Origin of the sequence: Phyllobacterium myrsinacearum, from assembly GCF_014138285.1 — a bacterium.
In the GTDB taxonomy this organism is placed as follows: Bacteria; Pseudomonadota; Alphaproteobacteria; order Rhizobiales; family Rhizobiaceae; genus Phyllobacterium; species Phyllobacterium myrsinacearum_A.
Genome location: NZ_JACGXN010000002.1, coordinates 390,632 through 412,425, shown reverse-complemented (window position 1 = coordinate 412,425; position 21,794 = coordinate 390,632). Strand labels below are relative to the sequence as shown.

The 21,794-nt window shown below is 57.4% G+C and carries 24 protein-coding genes and 1 other RNA gene; 20 read left to right on the top strand and 5 right to left on the bottom strand.

Features of this window, described 5'->3' with window-relative positions; translation table 11 throughout:
• Nucleotides 1–58 precede the first annotated feature (58 nt).
• The gene (locus tag FHW16_RS11580) at nucleotides 59–1,267 is read left to right on the top strand and encodes a multidrug effflux MFS transporter (protein WP_182549335.1); all 1,209 of its coding nucleotides are present in this window, start codon (nucleotides 59–61) and stop codon (nucleotides 1,265–1,267) included.
• Nucleotides 1,268–1,327: 60 nt separating this feature from the next.
• On the opposite strand, the gene FHW16_RS11575 is transcribed toward FHW16_RS11580, so the two are convergent.
• A complete protein-coding gene (locus FHW16_RS11575) occupies nucleotides 1,328–1,882 on the bottom strand; it encodes an AAA family ATPase (protein ID WP_182549334.1) in 555 nt (184 codons plus the stop codon).
• Between the two features lie 115 nt (nucleotides 1,883–1,997).
• Nucleotides 1,998–2,354: a transfer-messenger RNA gene (gene ssrA, locus FHW16_RS11570) on the bottom strand.
• Nucleotides 2,355–2,499: 145 nt separating this feature from the next.
• Between ssrA and FHW16_RS11565 the strand changes: the two genes are divergently transcribed.
• The 7 genes from FHW16_RS11565 (at nucleotide 2,500) to FHW16_RS11535 (ending at nucleotide 8,404) form a co-directional block, all read left to right on the top strand.
• Nucleotides 2,500–2,811 (top strand): DUF2853 family protein, encoded by a 312-nt coding sequence (locus FHW16_RS11565; RefSeq protein ID WP_182549333.1) that lies wholly within the window; start codon nucleotides 2,500–2,502, stop codon nucleotides 2,809–2,811.
• A 116-nt stretch (nucleotides 2,812–2,927) separates the two neighbouring features.
• Complete coding sequence (locus FHW16_RS11560; RefSeq protein WP_182549332.1) at nucleotides 2,928–3,722, top strand: thymidylate synthase; 795 nt, start codon at nucleotides 2,928–2,930, stop codon at nucleotides 3,720–3,722.
• A gap of 69 nt (nucleotides 3,723–3,791) precedes the next feature.
• Nucleotides 3,792–4,292 carry a dihydrofolate reductase gene (locus FHW16_RS11555; RefSeq protein WP_182549331.1) on the top strand — a complete coding sequence of 167 codons (501 nt, stop codon included), beginning with the start codon at nucleotides 3,792–3,794 and terminating at the stop codon, nucleotides 4,290–4,292.
• Nucleotides 4,293–4,486: 194 nt separating this feature from the next.
• Nucleotides 4,487–5,593 carry an FtsH protease activity modulator HflK gene (gene hflK / locus FHW16_RS11550; protein WP_182549330.1) on the top strand — a complete coding sequence of 369 codons (1,107 nt, stop codon included), beginning with the start codon at nucleotides 4,487–4,489 and terminating at the stop codon, nucleotides 5,591–5,593.
• Nucleotides 5,593–6,531, top strand: a complete 939-nt coding sequence (gene hflC / locus FHW16_RS11545; protein WP_182549329.1) for a protease modulator HflC — start codon at nucleotides 5,593–5,595, stop codon at nucleotides 6,529–6,531. Before hflK ends, hflC begins: the two co-directional genes overlap by 1 nt.
• A 13-nt stretch (nucleotides 6,532–6,544) precedes the next feature.
• A complete protein-coding gene (locus tag FHW16_RS11540) occupies nucleotides 6,545–6,730 on the top strand; it encodes a DUF2065 domain-containing protein (RefSeq protein ID WP_182549328.1) in 186 nt (61 codons plus the stop codon).
• Between the two features lie 135 nt (nucleotides 6,731–6,865).
• A complete protein-coding gene (locus tag FHW16_RS11535) occupies nucleotides 6,866–8,404 on the top strand; it encodes a DegQ family serine endoprotease (protein ID WP_182549327.1) in 1,539 nt (512 codons plus the stop codon).
• A gap of 60 nt (nucleotides 8,405–8,464) precedes the next feature.
• Here FHW16_RS11535 and serB read toward each other — a convergent pair whose 3' ends face one another.
• Entirely contained in the window at nucleotides 8,465–9,352 is an 888-nt protein-coding gene (gene serB, locus FHW16_RS11530) for a phosphoserine phosphatase SerB (RefSeq protein WP_182549326.1), read from the bottom strand.
• 20 nt (nucleotides 9,353–9,372) lie between these two features.
• Between serB and miaA the strand changes: the two genes are divergently transcribed.
• Nucleotides 9,373–10,263, top strand: coding sequence for a tRNA (adenosine(37)-N6)-dimethylallyltransferase MiaA (gene miaA / locus FHW16_RS11525; protein ID WP_182549509.1), 891 nt, complete (start codon nucleotides 9,373–9,375; stop codon nucleotides 10,261–10,263).
• A gap of 6 nt (nucleotides 10,264–10,269) precedes the next feature.
• On the opposite strand, the gene FHW16_RS11520 is transcribed toward miaA, so the two are convergent.
• The gene (locus FHW16_RS11520; RefSeq protein ID WP_182549325.1) at nucleotides 10,270–12,153 is read right to left on the bottom strand and encodes an ATP-binding protein; all 1,884 of its coding nucleotides are present in this window, start codon (nucleotides 12,151–12,153) and stop codon (nucleotides 10,270–10,272) included.
• Nucleotides 12,154–12,518: 365 nt separating this feature from the next.
• On the opposite strand from FHW16_RS11520, the gene FHW16_RS11515 reads away from it, so the two are divergent.
• The 10 genes from FHW16_RS11515 (at nucleotide 12,519) to FHW16_RS28840 (ending at nucleotide 20,115) form a co-directional block, all read left to right on the top strand.
• Entirely contained in the window at nucleotides 12,519–14,324 is a 1,806-nt protein-coding gene (locus FHW16_RS11515; protein ID WP_182549324.1) for an acetolactate synthase 3 large subunit, read from the top strand.
• Between the two features lie 23 nt (nucleotides 14,325–14,347).
• The gene (ilvN, locus tag FHW16_RS11510) at nucleotides 14,348–14,920 is read left to right on the top strand and encodes an acetolactate synthase small subunit (protein ID WP_091877790.1); all 573 of its coding nucleotides are present in this window, start codon (nucleotides 14,348–14,350) and stop codon (nucleotides 14,918–14,920) included.
• Nucleotides 14,921–15,032: 112 nt separating this feature from the next.
• Nucleotides 15,033–15,626 (top strand): LysE family translocator, encoded by a 594-nt coding sequence (locus FHW16_RS11505; RefSeq protein ID WP_182549323.1) that lies wholly within the window; start codon nucleotides 15,033–15,035, stop codon nucleotides 15,624–15,626.
• Between the two features lie 37 nt (nucleotides 15,627–15,663).
• Nucleotides 15,664–16,281 carry a nitrile hydratase subunit alpha gene (gene nthA / locus FHW16_RS11500; protein WP_182549322.1) on the top strand — a complete coding sequence of 206 codons (618 nt, stop codon included), beginning with the start codon at nucleotides 15,664–15,666 and terminating at the stop codon, nucleotides 16,279–16,281.
• Nucleotides 16,278–16,937, top strand: coding sequence for a nitrile hydratase subunit beta (nthB, locus tag FHW16_RS11495; protein ID WP_182549321.1), 660 nt, complete (start codon nucleotides 16,278–16,280; stop codon nucleotides 16,935–16,937). Before nthA ends, nthB begins: the two co-directional genes overlap by 4 nt.
• The gene (locus tag FHW16_RS11490) at nucleotides 16,924–17,286 is read left to right on the top strand and encodes a nitrile hydratase accessory protein (protein WP_281410109.1); all 363 of its coding nucleotides are present in this window, start codon (nucleotides 16,924–16,926) and stop codon (nucleotides 17,284–17,286) included. The genes nthB and FHW16_RS11490 overlap by 14 nt, the downstream gene beginning before the upstream one ends.
• Nucleotide 17,287: 1 nt before the next feature.
• Nucleotides 17,288–17,734 (top strand): hypothetical protein, encoded by a 447-nt coding sequence (locus FHW16_RS11485; RefSeq protein ID WP_182549319.1) that lies wholly within the window; start codon nucleotides 17,288–17,290, stop codon nucleotides 17,732–17,734.
• Nucleotides 17,735–17,795: 61 nt separating this feature from the next.
• A complete protein-coding gene (locus tag FHW16_RS11480; RefSeq protein ID WP_182549318.1) occupies nucleotides 17,796–18,923 on the top strand; it encodes an ATP-dependent DNA helicase in 1,128 nt (375 codons plus the stop codon).
• Between the two features lie 24 nt (nucleotides 18,924–18,947).
• Nucleotides 18,948–19,349 carry a GNAT family N-acetyltransferase gene (locus tag FHW16_RS11475; protein ID WP_182549317.1) on the top strand — a complete coding sequence of 134 codons (402 nt, stop codon included), beginning with the start codon at nucleotides 18,948–18,950 and terminating at the stop codon, nucleotides 19,347–19,349.
• An 82-nt stretch (nucleotides 19,350–19,431) separates the two neighbouring features.
• A complete protein-coding gene (locus FHW16_RS28840; RefSeq protein WP_348643876.1) occupies nucleotides 19,432–20,115 on the top strand; it encodes a DUF930 domain-containing protein in 684 nt (227 codons plus the stop codon).
• Here FHW16_RS28840 and tenA read toward each other — a convergent pair.
• Entirely contained in the window at nucleotides 20,109–20,810 is a 702-nt protein-coding gene (gene tenA / locus FHW16_RS11465) for a thiaminase II (RefSeq protein WP_182549316.1), read from the bottom strand. The genes FHW16_RS28840 and tenA overlap by 7 nt on opposite strands.
• 142 nt (nucleotides 20,811–20,952) lie before the next feature.
• On the opposite strand from tenA, the gene FHW16_RS11460 reads away from it, so the two are divergent.
• Complete coding sequence (locus FHW16_RS11460; protein ID WP_182549315.1) at nucleotides 20,953–21,693, top strand: pyridoxine 5'-phosphate synthase; 741 nt, start codon at nucleotides 20,953–20,955, stop codon at nucleotides 21,691–21,693.
• Nucleotides 21,694–21,794: the final 101 nt, after the last annotated feature.

Sequence of the window (21,794 nt, the reverse complement as noted above, 5' to 3'; positions counted from 1 at the left end):
GCAATGCAGCGCGGAAGCTGATGGGTTTCACGCTGCCGTTTTCTGAAAGATAAACACCATGACGACCTCTTTCTTTCGCACGGCCCTCATTCTTGGTCTCCTGTCGGCCATCGGCCCATTCGCGATCGACATGTATCTTCCGGCGCTGCCATCCATCGGCAAGGATCTCAACGCTGAAAACAATGTCGTGCAGATGAGCCTTCTGGCCTTCTTCATCTCGTTTGCAATCTTCCAGCTGATCTATGGACCGCTCTCCGACATGTGGGGCCGCAAGGCTCCGCTCTATATGGGCATCGGTCTGTTTGCCGTGGCCAGTGTCGGTTGTGCCCTTTCGAACGATATCGAAACCCTGATCGCATTCCGCTTCCTACAGGGTATCGGCGGTGCTGCAGGCATGGTTATCCCCCGTGCCATCGTTCGCGATATGCACACGGGTGTCCAGGCCGCGCGTCTGATGTCACTGCTGATGCTGGTTTTCAGCATCTCTCCAATCCTCGCACCGCTGACAGGCAGTGCCGTTATCAGCTTCTATGGCTGGCGCGGCGTGTTCTGGGCGGTGACGATTGCCGCTTTCATCGGCCTGATCCTGCTTTCAACGCAGTTGAACGAAACCCGGCCGAAGGCCGCACGCGTCGAAAGCGGCCTTGGCAGCGCCATGGCAGCCTATCGCCTGCTGCTCGGGGACCGGAACTTTCTCACGCTTACCTTTATCGGTGGGCTCGGTATCTCGAGTTTCCTCGTTTACCTCGCCAATTCACCCTTCGTGCTGATCGATCACTATGGCCTGACACCAACCCAGTATAGCGTCGCCTTCTCCATCAATGCGGTCTCGTTCTTTACGGTATCGCAGCTGACCGGCTGGCTGGGTGATCGTTTTGGCCTTGTGCGGGTGATGCGCATGGCATTGACGGCCTTCTCTTTCACCATGGCGGCGATGGTTGTCGTCATGGCGCTCGGCTTCAACCAGCTTCCGGTCTTGGCCACGTTCCTCTTCATTGGTTACGGCTTCCTCGGTCTGGTCATTCCGACGACGGCGGTGCTTGCGCTTGAAGATCATGGCGAGATTGCAGGAACGGCATCGGCCCTGATGGGAACGCTGCACTTCGTGACGGCAGCCATTGCAATGGTTATTGCGGGCCTGTTCTTCGACGGGACTGCACTGCCAATGGCTGCCGGCATCGGCCTGTGCGCCGTGGCTGCGTTTATCCTGACGCAGGCAACGATTGCGCGCCGCCGCGTTGTCGAGGTGGAAGCAGCTGCCGAGTAATCAGTCTGCTCTACCCATAGAAGAAAAAGGCCCGGGACTTATGTTCCGGGCCTTCTGCGTTCAGCGCCTATGATCAAGGTACGCGAGGATGAAATCGACACGTTCGGCAATGGACTGCCTGGGAACCTCGACAAGGTGATAACCGCTTTGCACGTAGGCTGTTGCCAAGGCGTTATACGTCAATTCCGCTTCCTCGATTGTCTGCTTGCGTTCGGTGTCCTGTTCGAAAATCTCCGGCCATGGCGGCAGGATGAACACGGTCGGATTGTAGCGAAACAGCTTTGCGGCCTGTCTTGTGTGCTCAGGAACGGGAATTCCGGTGAGGTCGAGATAGCCGAGCACATCCGGTACGCCGCGGTCAAAGAACACTGTGCCTTGCTGTTCCGCTGCGGCGGCATATGACCGCATTTCCCACGACAGCATCAGTTCGGCAAAGAGGGCTTTGTCCCGCCAAGGCAACGCAGGTCCGTCAATGACTTGATAATCCTGGATGATGGCGCGTCCGGCCTCCGGTGCGGTTGCATGACCCCGCTCCTTCAGTGCGGCGATGAGGGTGGTTTTGCCGGCTCCCGGGCCGCCTGTGAGAATCACATAGCGATCGTTGTTTCTGTGCATGGACGGACTCCTGACTGCGCAATGCAACCCTGCTGCAGCGCGTAACGATTGATGAGAATAGCTGTGCAAAGCCGGAAAAAGGCTCGCAGCGCTGCAAATTGTCAAAAAGGGGAAAAGTGGAGGTTTCTGTTGCCAGGTACCTCCGAACCCCGCCTAGAAGTGCGAACCCCTAGGACTTAATTTGAAGCTATCGCACCGCATTAAGCGGCGAGACGTGCTTCCGCATAGTTGTCGTTTGCAACTACTGAGTTAGCCCGATAACGGTGGTACTATGCCGGGCAAAAGAGCGATTTTTACACCCTTGTCGATCCTATTTCGCCCCCGCCACAATGCAGTCTTTCAACTGCACTCTGGTGGAGGCGCCGGGTACCGCCCCCGGGTCCAATAGGCTTATTGTATCGTCCGTTTATCACCATAGCTGGCCGAAACCAGCAGGACCTATATAAGTGGTGTCGCGACGAAATGAAAGAGTGGCATTGACACGTTCCTGTTGGTGAGGAATGTTTCTTGTGTCTAATGAGTCATCGCCTCATGCATCTGCCGGTTGTGCGATGTCTTTCGTGTCAGGGAGGGTTTCAATGCCTGGGCATTGACCCTAACAATCAGGGGATTTTTCCATGAGTGACTATCTAAAAGATGTACGTCATTATGATGCCGGTGCCGACGAAGCCACGGTAGCAAAAATCGTCAAACATCTCGGAATTGCTCTGCGCAACAGGGATTCTTCGCTGGTTTCCTGCTCGGATCCGGAAGAATTGGGCCGTGTTCGCACCAGTTGGGTCGGCAAGAAGCTCGGTATCGCGGACGCCGCAAAGGCTGATGCTGCAATCCAGGCTGTCTGTGAAACCATGAAAGCCGACCGCTCCAAAGGCCGCGTCACCTTCTATTATCTAACGGCAAAAGAACTCGGGGCGCTCGGCAGCCTCTGATTGTCCAATGCTCTAAGTACAATCCCCGGTGATTCGCCGGGGATTTTTGATACCGGTGCTTGTGGATCACACAGAAGTTTTACTGTTTCGTAGAGCGAATCTGCTAAAGAGAAACCATGCGCGCTTATCTAGATCTTCTTCAGCATGTGCTCGACACGGGCATCGACCGCGGTGACCGGACCGGCACCGGTACGCGTTCCGTTTTCGGCTACCAGATGCGATTCGACCTGTCAGCCGGTTTTCCGGTTCTGACAACCAAGAAGCTGCACCTGAAATCCATCATCCACGAACTCCTCTGGTTCCTGAATGGCGAAACCAACATCGCCTATCTCAAGGAAAACGGCGTGACGATCTGGGATGAGTGGGCGGACGAGAATGGGGACCTTGGTCCCGTCTATGGCTATCAATGGCGTTCGTGGCCGGCTCCCGATGGCCGCCATATCGATCAAATCGCGAATCTTGTCAGTGCGATAAAGCAAAATCCTTATTCGCGGCGTTTGATTGTTTCGGCGTGGAATCCTGCGCTTGTGGATGAAATGGCATTACCGCCATGCCATTGCCTTTTCCAGTTCTATGTGGCGGACGGGAAACTCTCCTGCCAGCTCTATCAGCGTTCTGCCGATATTTTCCTGGGTGTGCCATTCAATATCGCGTCCTATGCGCTGCTTACCCTGATGGTGGCGCAGGTCACGGGACTGAAGCCAGGCGATTTCGTGCACACGCTGGGTGATGCTCACCTTTACGCCAATCATTTCGAGCAGGCGAAACTGCAACTGAGCCGCACGCCCGGCCCACTGCCAAAGATGCGCATGAATCCTGACGTGAAAGACCTCTTCGCCTTCAAGTTCGATGACTTCCACCTCGAGGACTATGCGGCGGAACCGAGCATCAAGGCGCCGATTGCCGTCTAGGACGGTCCTGTCGAATTGCTCGCACCTGTGGTTTACGCTGTTTTGCTTTCCCGGAAGGAATGAGTCCCAATGATCAGTTTTGTTGTTGCCGTTGCGCAGAACGGGGTTATCGGCCGGGACAACGGCCTGCCGTGGCGTCTGTCATCCGACATGAAGCGGTTCAAGGCGGTTACCATGGGCAAGCCCATCGTCATGGGGCGCAAGACGTGGGACACCCTTGGCAAACCCCTGCCAGGGCGGACCAACATCGTCATCACCCGTGACCCTGCGTTCTCGGTCGCGGGCGTCATTGCCGTCCGTTCGGTTGACGAAGCGCTGATGATTGCGGGCAGTCATGCGGCTGCCGACAAGGTCGATGAGATCTGCGTGATCGGTGGTGGCGAAATCTATCGGCAACTTCTGGACCGGGCAGACCGTTTGTACATCACCTGGGTTCTGTCGAATATCGAAGGCGACGCTTTCTTCCCGGCTCTCGATGCCAAGGTATGGAACGAAGTTTCGAGCGAAGAATTTCCGGCGGGTGAAAAAGACAATTATCCGACGCGCTACGCGATTTACGAACGGCGCTGAAAATGGGCCCTTGCAGGGCAATCGATATGAAAATGTCGTGATAAGCGGGCATAATCATTCAACTTTTTACCAAATCCGCATGAAAAGCCGTCCTGCGCGTTGAAAGCGCGCCTCGCGATCCCTATAAACGGGATATCGGGTTAGCGGGACGTTGCCATGGGGTGGCGAATCTCGTTCCAAAACATGAGGTAGGAATGCCCTGGAGTAATCAGAACGGTGGCGGCGGCCCTTGGGGTGGCGGCGGTAACAATAATGGTGGCGGCGGTGGTCCATGGGGCCAAAAACCGCAAGGAGGAGGTCCCGGAGGCAATCCACCCGACCTTGAGGACATAATCCGCCGTGGTCAGGATCGTCTGCGCCAGGCACTTCCCGGCGGTACAGGCAGCAGCTCGACGATTTTCGGTCTTGTTGCGCTTGCTTTGGTTGCCTTCTGGCTTTTCCAGTCGATCTATACGGTTCAGCCGGACGAACGCGCCGTTGAGCTACGTTTCGGCAAACCGAAAGCTGACATCGCCGAGCCAGGCCTGCATTTCCATATCTGGCCGATTGAATCCTATGAAAAGGTCCAGATCGTCGAGAAACAGAAGAACATTGGCGGGCAGGGTGTGTCCGGTGCCAAGGAAGGCCTGATGCTGACGGGTGATCAGAACATCGTGAATGTTCAGTTCTCCATCCTTTACCGCGTTTCTGACCCGGTTGCTTACCTCTTCCATGTGGAAAGTCCTGAAAACATGGTTCAGCAGGTCTCCGAGAGCGCGATGCGCGAAATCGTTGGCCGCAGTCCGGCACAGGATATTTTCCGCGACAATCGTGCCGGCATAGCCAATGACGTGCGCGGTATCATTCAAAAGACGCTCGATGATTACGGTGCAGGCATACAGGTCAATGCCGTATCGATCGAAGATGCTTCGCCGCCGCGTGAAGTGGCCGATGCCTTCGATGAAGTACAGCGCGCGGAACAGGATGAAGACCGCTTCGTTGAAGAGTCGAACCAGTATTCCAACCAGAAGCTGGGCCAGGCACGCGGTGAAGGCGCGCAGATCCGCGAAGATGCCGCCGCTTACAAGAACCGGATCGTGCAGGAAGCACAGGGTGAAGCCCAGCGTTTCACATCTGTCTATGATCAGTACATCAAGGCACCGGAAGTTACCCGCAAGCGTCTTTACCTCGAAACGATGGAGCGTGTGCTGAAGGACTCGAACAAGGTGATTGTCGACCAGAACAACGGTCAGGGAATTGTTCCCTATCTGCCCTTGTCAGAGATCACAAAGCAGCAGCGCCAGACTGAGGGGACAAAGTAATGAACCAGAACCGTTTTCCTCTCATTGCGGGTCTGATCGCATTCATCGCCCTGCTGGTCTATTCATCGGTTTTCGTCGTCAATGAGCGTCAGCAGGCGATTGTTCTGCGCTTCGGCGAGATCGTTGATGTGAAAACGCAACCTGGCATTTACTTCAAGTTGCCATTCGGTTTCCTGGAAGCCGACAATGTCCAGATGATCGAAGATCGTCTGCTGAGCTTCGAACTCGACAATATCCGTGTTCAGGTCTCGGGCGGCAAGTTCTATGAAGTCGATGCTTTCCTCGTCTATCGCATTACGGATCCGCGCAAGTTCCGCCAGACCGTATCCGGTGATGTGACGTTTGCGCAGGCTCGTTTGAAGACACGTCTCGATGCATCCTTGCGTAGCGTTTACGGTCTGCGCGGATTTGAAGCCGCGCTTTCGGATGAACGTGCCGGCATGATGCGTGAAGTACGCGAGCAATTGCGTCCCGATGCGGAATCGCTGGGTCTTGAGATTGCCGACGTGCGTGTTCGCCGCACGGACCTGACGCAGGAAGTTTCGCAGCAGACCTTCGAACGCATGAAAGCCGAACGTCTTGCGCAGGCTGAATTCCTTCGGGCGCGCGGCCGTGAAGCAGCACAGCGCATCAAGGCCATTGCCGATCGTCAGGTGGTCGAGATCATTGCGGAAGCCCGCAAGGAATCGGAAATCGCTCGCGGTGAGGGTGAAGGCGAGCGCAGCCGTATCTTCGCTGACGCCTTCTCCAAAGATCCGGATTTCTTTGGTTTCTACCGGTCCATGTCTGCCTATGGCGCAGCGCTTGACAATACGGGAACAACGATGGTGCTTTCGCCCAACTCCGAGTTCTTCCGCTATTTCCAGGATGCCAATGGCGCGGCCAGCGGCGCTGTACCACCGGCACCGCCGGCTCTTCCAAAACCTGCCCCGCAATAGGGGCAGGTGAGACATGATTGATTTTCTGGATGCCGTAGGGCTGTTCCTCGTCTTTGAGGGGCTGCTCTACGGTTGTTTTCCTCTCATCGCAAAACGGGTCGCCCGGGATGTCAGCGGACAGCCGGACGGCTTTCTGCGTATTGCCGGTGTGGCGTCCGTCGCTCTTGGCGTGGCGGTCGTATGGCTCGCACGGGGGTAATGGCGAGATAATCGCCATTACCAAACTTGATCAAACTTGGCGCCAGTGGCCATATTTTCGTCTACTCTGGCGGCTCTGTTGTAATCTGTCGCCGTTTATCTTTAAATCTGACTACGCAGACAAAGGCCCGAACGCATGGTTTTAACTCCTGGTCGCCCGTTTTTCCGTTCAGCAACCGCAGCAATCGCGCTGATTGCGCTGTCCGCTACGAGCGTGACGCCTGCCTTTGTGAACGTCGCTGCAGCGCAATCGGCCCAGCCGCGGGCCCAGGGGCCGGCATCTGTTGCCGATCTTGCCGAAGGCCTGCTGGATGCGGTGGTCAATATTTCGACATCGCAGACAGTCAAAGGTCAGGATGGCGATTCTGATTCCGGACCGGTTCCAATGCCGAAGGTACCCGAGGGATCGCCATTCCAGGAGTTCTTTGACGAGTATTTCGGCAAGCAGGAGCCGGGCAAGGGCAATCCGTCGCGCAAGGTCCAGTCGCTCGGCTCGGGCTTTGTCATCGATGCCGAGCAGGGCATCGTCGTGACGAACAATCACGTGATCGCTGACGCTGACGATATCGAAGTCAATTTCACCGATGGTTCCAAGCTGAAGGCTGAACTGGTCGGCAAGGATATCAAGACCGATTTGGCGGTGCTCAAGGTTGACCCGAAGAAGCACAAGCTCGTCGCCGTCAAGTTTGGTGATTCTTCGAAAGCCCGCATCGGCGATTGGGTCATGGCCATCGGCAATCCGTTCGGCCTTGGCGGCACGGTGACGGTTGGTATCGTTTCGGCCCGCAACCGCGATATCAATTCCGGTCCCTATGACAACTTTATCCAGACAGACGCCGCGATCAACCGCGGCAATTCCGGCGGTCCGCTGTTTGACATGTACGGTCAGGTCATCGGCATCAACACGGCGATCATTTCGCCGACCGGTGGATCAATCGGCATCGGGTTTGCGATTCCCGCGGAGCTTGCATCCGGTGTTATTCAGCAGCTGCGCGACCGCGGCGAAGTGCAGCGCGGCTGGCTTGGCGTGCGCATTCAACCGGTCACGGATGATATCGCCGAGAGCCTCGGCATGACGTCGAGCAAGGGCGCGCTGGTGGCCGGAATCATCGACGGCGGTCCGGTCGCCAATGGCTCGATCCTTGCCGGTGACGTCATCACCAAATTTGACGGCAAACCGGTCAACAATGTGAAAGATCTGCCGCGTGCCGTGGCGGAAAGCCCGGTCGGCAAGGAAGTTGACGTGGTCGTTGTCCGCAAGGGCAAGGAGCAGACGGTCAAAGTCACGCTCGGCCGTCTCGAAGATACCGATGACAAGGGTAAGGACAAGGACAAATCCAAGTCGCAGACCGATCAGGACGAAGACTCCTCGCAGGATGTGGATGTTCTGGGGATGTCGCTCGGTGTCCTTGACGACGAGACCAGAAAGACTTTCGGCATAGCCAAGGAAGTCGAGGGCGTTTTGATCACCGAGGTGCAGGCCGAGTCGATTGCAGCCAACAAGCGCATCGCGGCAGGCGACGTGATCGTCGATATTGCCCAGGAAACCGTCAAGACGCCGGAAGAAGTGGCTGCCCGCATCGAAAAGCTGCGTGACGAAGGCCGCAAGAATGCCCTGTTGATGCTTGCATCGAAGACGGGCGAGCTGCGTTTCGTCACCCTGCAAATGAACTGATCGTTTTGCCCTGATCAGCAAAAAGGCGGCCAATGGCCGCCTTTCTCATTTCAGGCAATGTCAGAGGACAAAGTCTGTCTTGCGATACCCCTGAATATAAAGAAGTGCGGTGAGATCGCCGTGATCCACCCGCACTTTTGCCTGTGCGGCAACCGATGGTTTGGCATGAAGCGCAACGCCCGTGCCGGCAAGCTGCAGCATGCCGAGATCATTGGCACCGTCACCGACAGCCAGTGCTTCCTCGGGTGAAAGGTTGAAGCGTTCGCAGATGGAATGGAGTGCAGCGACCTTGGCCTCGCGGCCGAGGATGGGCTCGGTGACTTCACCAGTGAGCGTTTCGCCATTGTCGATCAGTGTATTGGCACTGTTCTCGTGAAAGCCGATCATGGCGGCAATGCGCTGGGTGAAGACGGTAAACCCACCTGATACTAGCGCCGTATAGGCCCCGTGCTTCTTCATCGTGCGGACAAGCTCCGGCCCGCCGGGCATGAGCGTGATGCGGCTGGCGATCACCTTGTCGATGACGGAATAGGGCAGGCCCTTGAGCAGTGCGACCCGTTCGCGCAAGGCCGGTTCAAAGGCAATCTCGCCATTCATGGCGCGTGCCGTAATGGTTGCCACCTTGTCACGCAGACCCGCCTCTTCGGCCAGTTCGTCGATGCATTCCTGCTGGATCATGGTGGAATCCATATCTGCAATCAGGATCTTCTTGCGCCTTGTATCCTGTTCCTGAACGACGATATCGATGGGTTCGCCATCGACGATCCGCGCCAGTTCCGCGTGGCTTTCGGCCGCGTCGGAACCTGTCCGCAAAGCGAGATCGCAGGCAATTCCGTCGGCCAGCCAGTAAAGTCCTGTTGCATTGACTGCCGCTGAGGCTTTAATCCCGAGCGATGTGCTGAGACGGGGTGAAGCCGGATTGGCGATAAGCGTGGCCATCAAGGGCATGGGCATTTCCTGATTGGACGATTGGTGTGACAAGAAGACAGACAATCCTGATAGCGGGACCGACGGCAAGCGGCAAGTCGGCATTGGCGGTGCGCTTTGCCAAAGAGACAGGCGGCTGGATCGTCAATACGGATTCCATGCAGGTCTATGACGTGCTCGATGTACTGACCGCACGGCCGGGACCGGATGATCTTCGGGAGGCGCCACACTTTCTCTATGGGCATGTTCCGCCATCGCTCGCCTATTCGACCGGCCGCTGGCTCGCCGATGTCGACCATCTCCTGAAGACCGAGGCTGCGGGCGAGCGGCCGCTGATCTTTGTCGGCGGCACGGGGCTTTATTTCCGCGCGCTTCTCGGTGGTCTCTCGGCCATGCCCGATATTCCTGATGACGTGCGGACCTATTGGCGCGAACAGGATGCAAAAGCCGGTGCAGGGCAGCTGCATGCAATTCTCGGGGAAAAAGACCCGCTGGCGGCAGCAGCGCTGCGCCCGACCGACAGTCAGCGTATTGTGCGGGCACTGGAAGTCATTGATGTGTCGGGGCGGTCGATCATCGATTGGCAAAAGGAAACCGGGACACCTTTGATCGACAGCGCCTCGGCCCGCAAGATCGTTATCGATCCGGATCGGGCGTGGCTGCGAGACCGGATAGCGCAGCGTTTTCAGGCGATGCTGGAAAAGGGTGCTGTCGAAGAGGTCAAAGCCTTGCTGGCTTTTGGTCTGTCATCCGATTTGCCTGCCATGCGGGCCATCGGGGTGAGTGAGATCACGCGGATGCTTGCGGGCAGCATAAGCGCCGGGGAAGCGGCGGAGCTGTCGACTATTGCAACGCGGCAATACGCCAAGCGGCAAATGACATGGTTTCGCAATCAGCTCGATGATGACTGGGAGCGGCTGGCCTATCCCTGAAACGTCTCAGGTCTTGTCGCTGCGGAAACTGCGGATGAGGTCGCTGGCGCGGAAGCCCTCTGTCTCGGATCGCGCCGGCTTGCGTGGTGCCTCAATGATTGGGGCGGCTTCTGCCGCGCGCCATTGGGTTCTGACCGGTTCCGGCAGGATGGGCGCCCCCGCGGGGCGCGGGACGATCGCCGGTTTTTCAGCGGCACTGAAACTGCCTGACGTATGGTCCGTTGTGGTGTTGTCAGCCGCATTCAACTGACGCATCCGGCCAAGGATCATATCGAGCGAGATATGGCTATCGCCAGTTCGAACCGCCTCCTGCTGTTGTGTCATGTGGGCGGCAGGCAGGTGTTCCGGGGCAATGGTTTCAAACATCATGCGCATCGGCGTTGGCACGGCTTCACCAAAGGCAATCGCTTCACGATTGGCTATCGATGACAGAAAGCCAACAGCGCTTTGCGATGCGCCGCTGATGGCGCCGCGGATGATTTCCTGATCACGCTCGTTACCAAGCCGCATGGCAAAAACCGTGCTGCACTGGGACAGGATCGTGGGGTCCAGTTCACCTGGACGCTGGGTCACGACGGAGAGGTAGACACCGTATTTGCGGCCTTCCTTGGCGATGCGCGCAATCGCCTGTCGCGTTGGCCAGAAACCGGCGCTGGTATCGGCCGGGATATAACGATGGGCTTCCTCGCAAACGACGAGCGTCTGCACATTGCCGTCGCTGGAAACGGCAAGATCGAAGGCCATGCGGCACAGGACCGAAGCGACGGAGTTGACGACTTCCGACGGCAATCCCGCCAATTGGAACACGCAGATAGGCCGGTCGTTCTTCGGAACGCGGAAAATCTGGCCAATGGTCTGGCGCATCGTATCCAGTGTTGCCGGTGCCGAGAACATGAAACGGTAGCGCGGATCGGCGACCAAGGCCTGCAGGCGATAGCGAAGCGCCTTCATGGTCGGACGATCGGTCTTGCCGTCGAGCTGTCCGATGCGCTCTTCCAGCAGCTTGATCAGGTCAGCCATGCGGTAGGGGGTCGGTGTGTCGGCGGTCATCGAGGCGAAATCACGTTCTCTCTTCAGGAGGGAAGACGTGGCCGCCGCTTCGACATTGGCAAAGCGTTCTTTGGCGAGCGGAATGAGATCGCGCAGAATATCGATTTCAGCCGCGATCTGCGGGCGTCCGCGGAACACGGCTTCGCCAAATTCCTCCAGCTTGAACATCCAGTAGGGCAGGTCGAATGTGCTGTAATCGATGGAAATGGCAAGATCCGGGAAGGCACTGGCAAACTCGTTGTGCGGATCTAGAATGAGAATGCGCAAGTCCGGGCGCTGTGAAATGATTTTCCGCAGCAGCAGTGTCACGGCGCTGGATTTGCCGACGCCCGTGCTTCCAAGCACGGCGAAATGGCGGGAGATCAGACTGTCAATCGAAATCAACGCCGGAATTTCGGCATTCTGGGAGAGATGGCCGATGGAAACAGTGTTCTTCAGCGACGTGGTGTAGATGGTCGCCAGATCGGCAGAACGGATGCGGTGCGCGATGGCGCCCATATGCGGATAGGTCGTAATGCCCGAGGAGAACCGCAGCTTGCCATCGGTATGTGCATCAACCTGGCCGACAAGCTCCACATGGATATGGATGCTTTGATCCACATCCTGTTGCCATTCGGCATTGGGCAGGTCGACCTTGTAGACAAGGCCAACCACGCGGCTGCCCGCAACCTGAATGGAGATGAGCTGACCGACCGACCAGTAATCTTCCGATGCGGTGATTGATGGTCCGGTTTTGGCATGGATAATGGCTTTGTCGCCGTTGCATTCGATGACATGCCCGTCGGTCCGGTTGCGGATCAATGGTTTTTCTTGTGCGGAGGACAGGGCTTCGGCGCTCATGGGTTGTGATCAATCCTGAAACTTGGCAGCAGGATCGAACTTTAGTTGCAAGGCATTGAGAATATCTTAGCGATGCATTTTGCATTTGAAGGATGTTGCGCCAAAGCATTGCTTTGTTTGCAAACATTTCAATTTCCTCAATTTTGCCGTTGACGGATAGAGTTTGCTTAATTATCGTCCGCGACCATGAAAACAGTTCTTATCGTCGTGGGACCGCGCATGGGCAGGGTGTTGTAAACACCCGGCGGAAGCTCCCATGCGCGAAACACAGGCTCCTTCGGGGGCCTTTTTTATTTCCAAACCTTACGCTAAACGAAAACACCTTCTGGAAGGCCACGAGCCGCAGAATAGACGGGAAGAGACCGATGACCGCAGACAAGCAGGATAGTGACAACCACACATCGCAACGACGTGAGATGACCGGCGCCGAAATGGTGATACAGGCACTCATCGATCAGGGCGTAACGGATATTTTCGGATACCCGGGTGGTGCGGTCCTTCCCATTTATGACGAGCTGCATCAGCAGGACAAAATCAATCACGTGCTCGTTCGCCACGAGCAGGGTGCCGGCCATGCGGCGGAAGGCTATGCCCGTTCGACCGGCAAGGTCGGGGTTATGCTGGTCACTTCGGGTCCTGGTGCCACCAATGCGGTGACACCGTTGCAGGACGCGCTGATGGACTCGATCCCGCTGGTTTGCATCAGCGGTCAGGTTCCAACCAGCCTCATCGGTTCGGATGCGTTTCAGGAATGCGATACAATCGGCATCACGCGTCCCTGCACCAAGCACAACTGGCTGGTGAAGGACGTCAACGATCTGGCACGCGTCCTGCACGAAGCTTTCCATGTGGCGCGCACGGGCCGTCCCGGCCCGGTTCTCGTTGATGTGCCGAAAGACGTCCAGTTTGCCACCGGCTTCTATACACCGCCTGAAACCTCGCCGCGCACCAGCTATCGTCCCAAGGTTGAGGGCGATATCGAGGCGATCAAGCAGGCTGTTGCCCTGATGGCGACAGCCAAGCGCCCGGTCATCTATTCCGGTGGTGGTGTCATCAATTCCGGCCCACAGGCCAGCCAGCTGCTGCGTGAACTGGTCGAATTGACCAATTTTCCGATCACGTCGACCCTGATGGGACTCGGTGCCTATCCCGCATCCGGCAAGAACTGGCTCGGCATGCTGGGTATGCACGGTACCTATGAGGCCAACATGACGATGCATGATTGCGACGTCATGGTATGCATCGGTGCGCGCTTCGATGATCGTATCACCGGGCGTCTCAATGGGTTCTCGCCGAATTCCAAGAAAATCCACATCGATATCGATCCATCCTCGATCAACAAGGCGGTTCGCGTCGATATCCCTGTCATTGGCGATGTTGGCCGGGTTCTGGAAGATATGGTCCGGTTGTGGCGCGCATCATCCGAAAAGCCCGACAAGAAGACGATGGGCGAATGGTGGTCGCAGATCGACAAATGGCGGGCGCGCAAATCCTTGTCCTATACCCGCAACAAGGATGTGATCATGCCGCAATATGCGCTGGAGCGGCTGTATGAACTGACCAAGGATCGCGACACCTTCATCACCACGGAAGTGGGTCAGCACCAGATGTGGGCGGCACAGTTCTATGGTTTTGAAAAGCCAAACCGCTGGATGACCTCGGGCGGCCTCGGGACCATGGGCTACGGACTGCCCGCAGCGCTGGGCGTGCAGATTGCCCATCCGAATTCGCTGGTTATCGACATTGCCGGCGATGCTTCGGTGCAGATGACCATGCAGGAGATGAGTGCAGCGGTGCAGTATGAAGCGCCTATCAAGATTTTCATCCTGAACAACCAGTACATGGGTATGGTGCGCCAGTGGCAGCAATTGCTGCATGGCAACCGCCTGTCGCATTCCTATACGGAGGCCTTGCCGGATTTCGTCAAGCTGGCGGAAGCTTATGGCGGCCATGGCATCCGCTGCGAAAAACCGGATCAACTGGATGATGCCATCCAGGAAATGATCGACGTAAAGAAGCCGGTTCTGTTCGATTGCCGCGTGGCCAATCTGGCAAACTGCTTCCCGATGATTCCTTCCGGCAAGGCACATAATGAGATGCTTCTGCCTGATGAAGCCACGGATGAAGCTGTTGCCAATGCCATCGATGCCAAGGGACGGCAGCTCGTTTAAGAAACCGGAGAGGAAACACTATAATGAACGCTCAAAATCTAGCCTCCGGCTCGGCATATTTCATTGCCAAGGAGACCGAGCTGCCGATCACCACAGTGCTATCGGTTCTCGTTGACAACGAACCCGGCGTTCTAGCCCGGGTGATCGGCCTGTTTTCCGGCCGTGGCTACAACATCGAAAGCCTGACCGTGTCGGAAACCGAACATGAACAGCATCTGTCGCGCATCACCATCGTGACGCGCGGCACGCCGCACGTGCTCGACCAGATCCGCCATCAGCTGGAGCGCATCGTGCCGGTGCACCGTGTCGTCGATCTTTCCGTTCGTGCCGATGAACTCGGCAATGACAAGCCGATCCAGCGCGAACTCGCACTGGTCAAGGTGGCGGGGCTTGGCGAGAACCGCAATGAGGCGCTGCGTCTTGCCGATGCGTTCCACGCCAAGGTGGCTGATGCCACGACGGAGCATTTCATCTTTGAGATTACCGGTAAGGGCTCCAAGCTCGACCAGTTCATCGCGATCATGAAACCGCTTGGTCTCGTGGAAATCTGCCGGACCGGCGTTGCGGCAATGAACCGCGGTCCGCAGGGCATGTAAGCTTCCGCTGCGATCAAACTCAGGGATGCGCAATTGTATCCCTGACAAGATTGCGATTGAGCCACATGCACCCGAAGCCTAAATCTTTGCCACGCATCAGGTCTGGTTTGTCATGTCGCTCGAAATCTTTTTCACGCTTGTCGTTTTTGCTTTTGTCACGTCGATCACCCCGGGACCGAACAATCTGATGCTGCTTGCGTCAGGCGTGAATTTCGGCTTCAAACGCACCATTCCGCACATGTTCGGTATTGGCAGCGGGTTTTTTTCCCTGCTGATCGCTGTCGGGCTCGGATTGGGTGCACTGATCCAGACCATTCCGCTGATTTATACAATCCTGAAATTCGCGGGCGGCGCCTATCTCGTCTATCTCGCCTACAAGATCGCCACGTCGCGTTCGCTCGGAACGGTCGACGGCAATGCGCGTCCCATGACATTCATGGAGGCGGCGGCTTTCCAGTGGATCAACCCGAAGGCGTGGGTGATGGCGGTGACGGCCATGGCGACCTACACTTCGCCAGAGGCCTATTTCGTCACGGTGCTGATCGTGGGCATCGCGTTTGCAGTGGTCAATGTGCCGTCGGTTTCGAGCTGGGCGGCTTTCGGCCAGTTCATGCGCGGCTGGTTGTCGGACCCGGCGCGGCTGAAATGGTTCAATATCAGCATGGCCGCCTTGCTCGTTGCCAGTCTCTGGCCGATGCTTCGATGATCTTGCACTCCAGACTATAGACGCATAGGTTTTCGCTATGTCCCATGATCACGATCACCACCATGATAATGAGCTCGACCCCATGGCTGCGCGGGTGCGAGCACTCGAAACCATCCTGACCGAAAAAGGTCTTGTCGATCCCGAGGCAATCGGTGTCATTGTCGAGACCTACGAGACCAAGATCGGGCCGCGCAACGGTGCAAAAGTTGTGGCAAAGGCTTGGGTCGATCCGGAGTTTAATGCCTGGTTGAGACGCGATGCAACCTCAGCGATCGCATCGCTGAGCTATACAGGCCGGCAGGGCGAGCACATGCAGGCGGTGTTCAATACACCGGATACCCACAATCTCGTCGTGTGTACGTTATGTTCCTGCTACCCGTGGTCAGTACTCGGCCTGCCGCCCGTCTGGTACAAGTCACCGCCTTACCGGTCGCGTGCCGTCATCGATCCACGCGGCGTCCTGGCGGAGTTTGATCTGGTCTTGCCTGATACCACCAGCATCCGTGTGTGGGATTCGACCGCAGAGCTGCGCTATCTGATCATACCGCTGCGCCCGGAAGGAACGGAGGGCTGGAGCGAAGAACAGCTTGCCGCGCTGGTGACCCGCGATTCGATGATCGGGACGGGTTTGGCGTGCGCGCCGGAGGCCGCATGAACGGGCCGCAGGATCTTGGCGGGCAGATGGGCTTCGGTCCGGTCAATCCGGAAAAAGACGAGCCTTATTTCCATGCCGCGTGGGAAAGGCAGGCGCTGGGCCTGACCCTCGCTGCGGGGGGCATGGGTCACTGGAACATCGATGAAAGCCGCCATGCCCGCGAAAACCTGCATCCCGCCGACTATTATTCGTCCAGCTATTACGAAATCTGGACCAAGGCGCTGGAAGTGCTGCTCAAGCGCCATGGTTTCGTGACCGACGAGGAATTGGCGCAGGGGCACTCGCTCGGCAAGGGAACGGAGCCCAAACGTATCCTGAAAGCGGAAAATGTCGCTGCAGTTCTGGCAAAGGGTGGTCCCTGTGACCGCCCGCTCGAACAGGAACCGCGTTTCCAGCCGGGTGATCATGTTAAAACCCGCAACTTCAGCCCGCAGACGCATACGCGGCTGCCGCGCTATGCCCGTGGTCGAACGGGTGTCGTGGAAGCCGTGCGTGATGGCTTCGTCTTTCCGGATACAAATGCCCATGGGGAAGGCGAGAACCCGCAATATGTCTACACCGTCGTATTCACCGCTTCCGAAATCTGGGGTGACGGCGCCGATCCGGCCCTGACGGTCAGCATTGATGCCTGGGAGAGCTATCTTGAGTTTGCGTGACCTGATCGCGCATTCACAGGGCCTGGGCGAAGGAATCGATGCGCCGGTCTTTGCCGAACCCTGGCAGGCAGAAGCCTTTGCCATGGTACTCGCCTTGCACAATCAAGGTCTGTTTGACTGGGATGAGTGGGCACAGGCGCTTTCCACCGAGCTGAAACGGCCCGGCGCACTGGATGATGGCAGTGATTATTATCATCATTGGGTCGCGGCGCTGGAATCTCTCGTTGCTGCAAAGAAGGTGACAAGTTCCGCTGATATTGATGATCTGGCTGCTTCATGGCAACGTGCGGCCCATGCAACCCCGCATGGTCAGCCGATCAGGCTGGAAAACGATCCGGAAAGGTTTTGAGATGCATGGAGCTTTGACGGTGCGCCGTGCAGCGATTGCATTGATGCTGCTGGCGATGGGATGTTTCTCCACGCCAATACGGGCACAGGATGGTTCCTGGCCCGCGACCACCGAACAGGATCTGCGCAAGCTTCTTACGGGCGCCACGATCACCGGTGAAGTCAAAGCGGTGCCACCGTTCAACTTTACCGAGTTTCTGGGCACGGACGGGAAGTCGCGCGGCAAGCTGATCGAATGCTGCAAGCCGGACAAGGTGCTGACCAACGGCATGGCCTATGCGGGTGAGTGGACGCTGGAGAATGATACGCTCTGCCTGCTCTATGAGGGTGAAGAGCAGAAGGTCTGCTGGCGTTTGCAGGTCAAGGGCGACGAATTCCGCATGACGGACACGGAAACCGGCTATTCCGGCGCGGGCAAAATCCGGCCCGGCAATCCGGATAATCTATAGTCTAATGCCGGTACGGACCATTTTCCTTGCCCTTTGAGGCCGAATCCTGTCAGTCAGGGCGATGCAATTATCACCACAACAGGATGAGGCGCTGGGCGCTGTTTCCAAATGGCTGAAAGACGGGCGCAGCCCGATTTTTCGGCTTTTCGGCTATGCCGGTACGGGCAAGACGACGCTTGCCCGCTATTTCGCCGAGCATATTGACGGCGACGTCCAGTTTGCCGCTTTCACCGGCAAGGCGGCGCAGGTTCTCCGCTCCAAGGGTGCGGCCAATGCACGGACATTGCATTCGCTGATCTATCGTCCGCGTGGCGAAGAGGCGGTCGAGGATGAAACGACGGGGAAGACCAGCATTGCGCCGACATTTTCGCTGAACCGGCAGAGCCCCGTTTCCAAGGCGAAGCTGATTGTCGTTGACGAATGCTCGATGGTGGACGAGCAGCTCGGCCGCGATCTCATGAGCTTCGGCACGCCTATTCTTGTGCTGGGCGATCCCGGCCAGCTGCCACCCATATCCGGCGGCGGATTCTTCACGGAACATGAACCGGATTTCCTGCTCAGCGAAATTCATCGGCAGGCGCGCGACAATCCCATTCTCCGACTTGCACTCGATGTGCGGGAGGGGCGTGAGTTCGGCTACGGCGATTTCGGCGCGGCCAAGGTCATTTCCAAGAACGACGTCACGCAGGAACTGGTGCTCGGTGCCGATCAGGTTCTGGTGGGCACCAACCGGACACGCCGCCGCTACAATCAGCGCCTGCGCGAACTCAAAGGGTTCAGCGCATCTTTTCCGCAAGCGGGCGACAAGCTTGTGTGCCTGCGCAATGATCCGGCCAAGGGGTTGCTGAACGGTTCCTTGTGGAAGGTCATGACCTCATCACGGGAGACCGTCAAACCCGGCATCAATCTGCTGGTGGCGCCGGAAGATGAGGAACCGGGCAGAGGCGTCGCCAAGATCAAGCTGCTCAAGGCGCAGTTTGAAGATCCAGAGGCGGAAATTCCGTGGCAGACCAAAAAACGCTACGACGATTTCGACTATGGCTACGCGCTGACGGCCCATAAGGCGCAGGGCTCGCAATGGAACGAAGTCGTGCTGTTCGACGAGAGCTTTGCTTTCCGCGACACGCGCGACCGCTGGCTTTATACGGCCATCACCCGTGCGGCGGAACGGTTGACGGTGGTGCGTTAAGGCTTGTCTGCCGGGGGAGCGGGTATGGATTTGCAGTGGATCGACCGCATTGAAGGCAGGCATCAGCAGGAGCTTCATACGCTCTACCAGAACGAATGGTGGACCAAGAACCGGCAGTTCGACGATGTGGTGCGCATGCTGGACCACTGCGATATTGTCATTGGTTGCTGTGCAGAAGGAAGGCTGGTCGGTTTTGCCCGCGTTCTGACTGACTATGTCTACAAGGCCATGATCTTCGATGTGATCGTCGATACGACGTTCCGCGGAACCGGACTGGGGCAAAAGATCATGGAGCGCATCAAGGGGCATGAGAAGCTGCAATCCATGGCAAGCTTCGAGCTTTACTGCCCGGATCGCCTTATCCCGTTCTATGAGAAAATGGGCTTTATGACGGGCACATCCTCTCTGCTGCGGCATCAACCCTGACTCTGATCCCGGAGTTGCGTTCGCTCGAAGAGCGTGTCTTTGTTCTGCCTGATGTGAACAGTCGGCCGGGAGAGAGATTTCGGTGAGCTTGGTGGCAGGCGAAACCTTTGCGAATGTCCCGTCAAGGGAAGCAAGCACGAGCGGCGTTGTCGTCTCTGCCGTGCTGCATCTTCTGCTTGTGCTTGCACTGATCGCCCTGGCGAGGCCATTTCGTTTCAATGCGCCCGTGGAAGAAACCATTGATCTTCAGATCGTACCGGCAGTGCCTCCGGAAACAAAACCCGCCGCTCAGCCTATTCTCCCACCTGCGTCAACGCCGCTTCCCGATGTCCTGCCGGCACCAAGACAGGAGGCCGCGCCTGATGCAACAGAGCAACCAGCCATGCACAAGGCGACGACCATGCTGTCGGCCGGTGTGCTGGCCGATCCGCGCAGCCGGCAGACACGCGAAGCCCTGCCGACGCTGGAACTTGGCACAAGGCTCGAACAGATCTGCAATCTGGAGGCCATGGCACAGGTGGCGAAATGGGACAAAAGCTTCAAGCCGGATCGGGTTATCGCCTATGCCATGGCCAATACGAAGGTTAAGTCCGGTGTCATAACCGCCACGGGCGCGGCCATGCGCAGCGGCGGAAACTGGTACAATCTTGCATTCAACTGCGCAATATCTCCGGAAACGCAGCAGGTTCAATCCTTTGAATTCACTGTGGGCAAGCCCATTCCGCGCGAGCAATGGGCCGGTCACGCGCTTGCCCCGGTCTATTGAGCAGATGGCGCACCCCGCATTCCCATAGACCAGAATCCGGCTTCCAGCCGGGTCGCCACACGAAACCGGCGATTGAGTGTCTTCCAGCGGCCGGATGTTTCAGGCGATGAGCCGAGACGGGCATGCACACTGCTTTCTATAAGCCGGCCGACCGCGTGGCAGGCGTCCTGATATTCCTTGCCGGCATAGGTATCGATCCATGGCTGGTAGGGATTGCCCGCTGACGCGGTGGCTGCGAGGCGGGTGCCGATTTCGCCATAGCCCATGACGCAGGGTGCAAGAGCAGCGATGAGATCAAGGAAGTCTCCTGACAATCCGGCATCGATGACATAACGGGTATAGGAGAGGTTTTCTGGCTCCTCCTCGGTGTCCAGCAGCATCGCGCGGGAAATTCCTGCTTTCGCGCATAGTTCCACATGCAGTGGCATTTCGTGGTTGACCAGTGCGTTGACAGTCGCCGAGGCCAGTTCCAGTTCCTCATGGCTTTCCGCCTTCAGGACGGCCATTCCCCAGGCCCGCGAGAAGTGGAAAAGAAAGATGTAGTCCTGCACCAGATAATGCAGAAAAATCTTCCGGGGCAGAGTTCCGTCGCCGAGTCCGCGCACGAAGGCGTGGTCCACGTAGGTCGACCAATCGGCGGCCGCGTGCGCGCGCCATTGGGCAAAGATGGGAGATGAAAAGTTGTTCGGTTCCATGAAACTGCACTCTTTGCGGGCAAGAAATTGCGGGGCGGGGGCCTGGCCGGTGACCATCTTGCGAGGAAGACCAGATTCCAATGTTTAATGTTCTTTTTCTGCTGTAAAGATCAGGACAACATTTCCTGCAGTGGATTCCAGCATGACAGCTTCTCTTTCGGTGAACCTCAACGCAATTGCCATGTTGCGCAATCGCCGTGACCTGCCGTGGCCCAGTGTGACCGGTCTCGGGCGCATCGCCCTGGCCGGCGGTGCGGGTGGATTGACCGTGCATCCGCGTCCGGACGAGCGGCACATCCGTTTCTCCGATCTGCCTGATATCCGCGCTTTGATCGACGACGAATTTCCGCAGGCCGAGTTCAACATCGAGGGATATCCGACGGCGGAATTCCTGCAACTCGTCATCAAGAACGAGCCCGAGCAGGTCACTCTGGTGCCCGATGATCCGGCACAGGTGACGTCGGATCATGGCTGGGATCTGGAGAAGCATGCTGATTTTCTGCGGCCAATCATCCAGCAGTTGAAACACCAGTCAGCCCGCGTGTCCCTGTTCATCGATGCCGATCCAAAAGCACCTGAACTGGCAAGGGCGCTCGGGGCCGATCGTGTCGAACTTTACACCGGGCCCTATGGCGGCGCGCATGACGATCCGCGCCGGGAGGCGCTGGAACTCGACAGGCTTGCGCAGACGGCCGAAGCCGCTGTGAAAGCCGGAATTGCGGTCAATGCCGGGCATGATCTGACGGTCGCCAATCTGCCTGCACTCGTCAAAAAAGTGCCGAATCTGGTGGAAGTTTCAATCGGTCACGGACTGACGGCCGACGCTTTGACGCATGGTATGGCGCGTGCTGTGGAAAGATTCATGAATGCGCTTCAGGCCTAGCGCCTTGATTCGCGTACAGGATTTGCGTTGCCATGCGTTTTTGCATAACGTGGGATGACAGCTATGTTAAAATGGCGATTGATATTGCGGTGCAACACGAC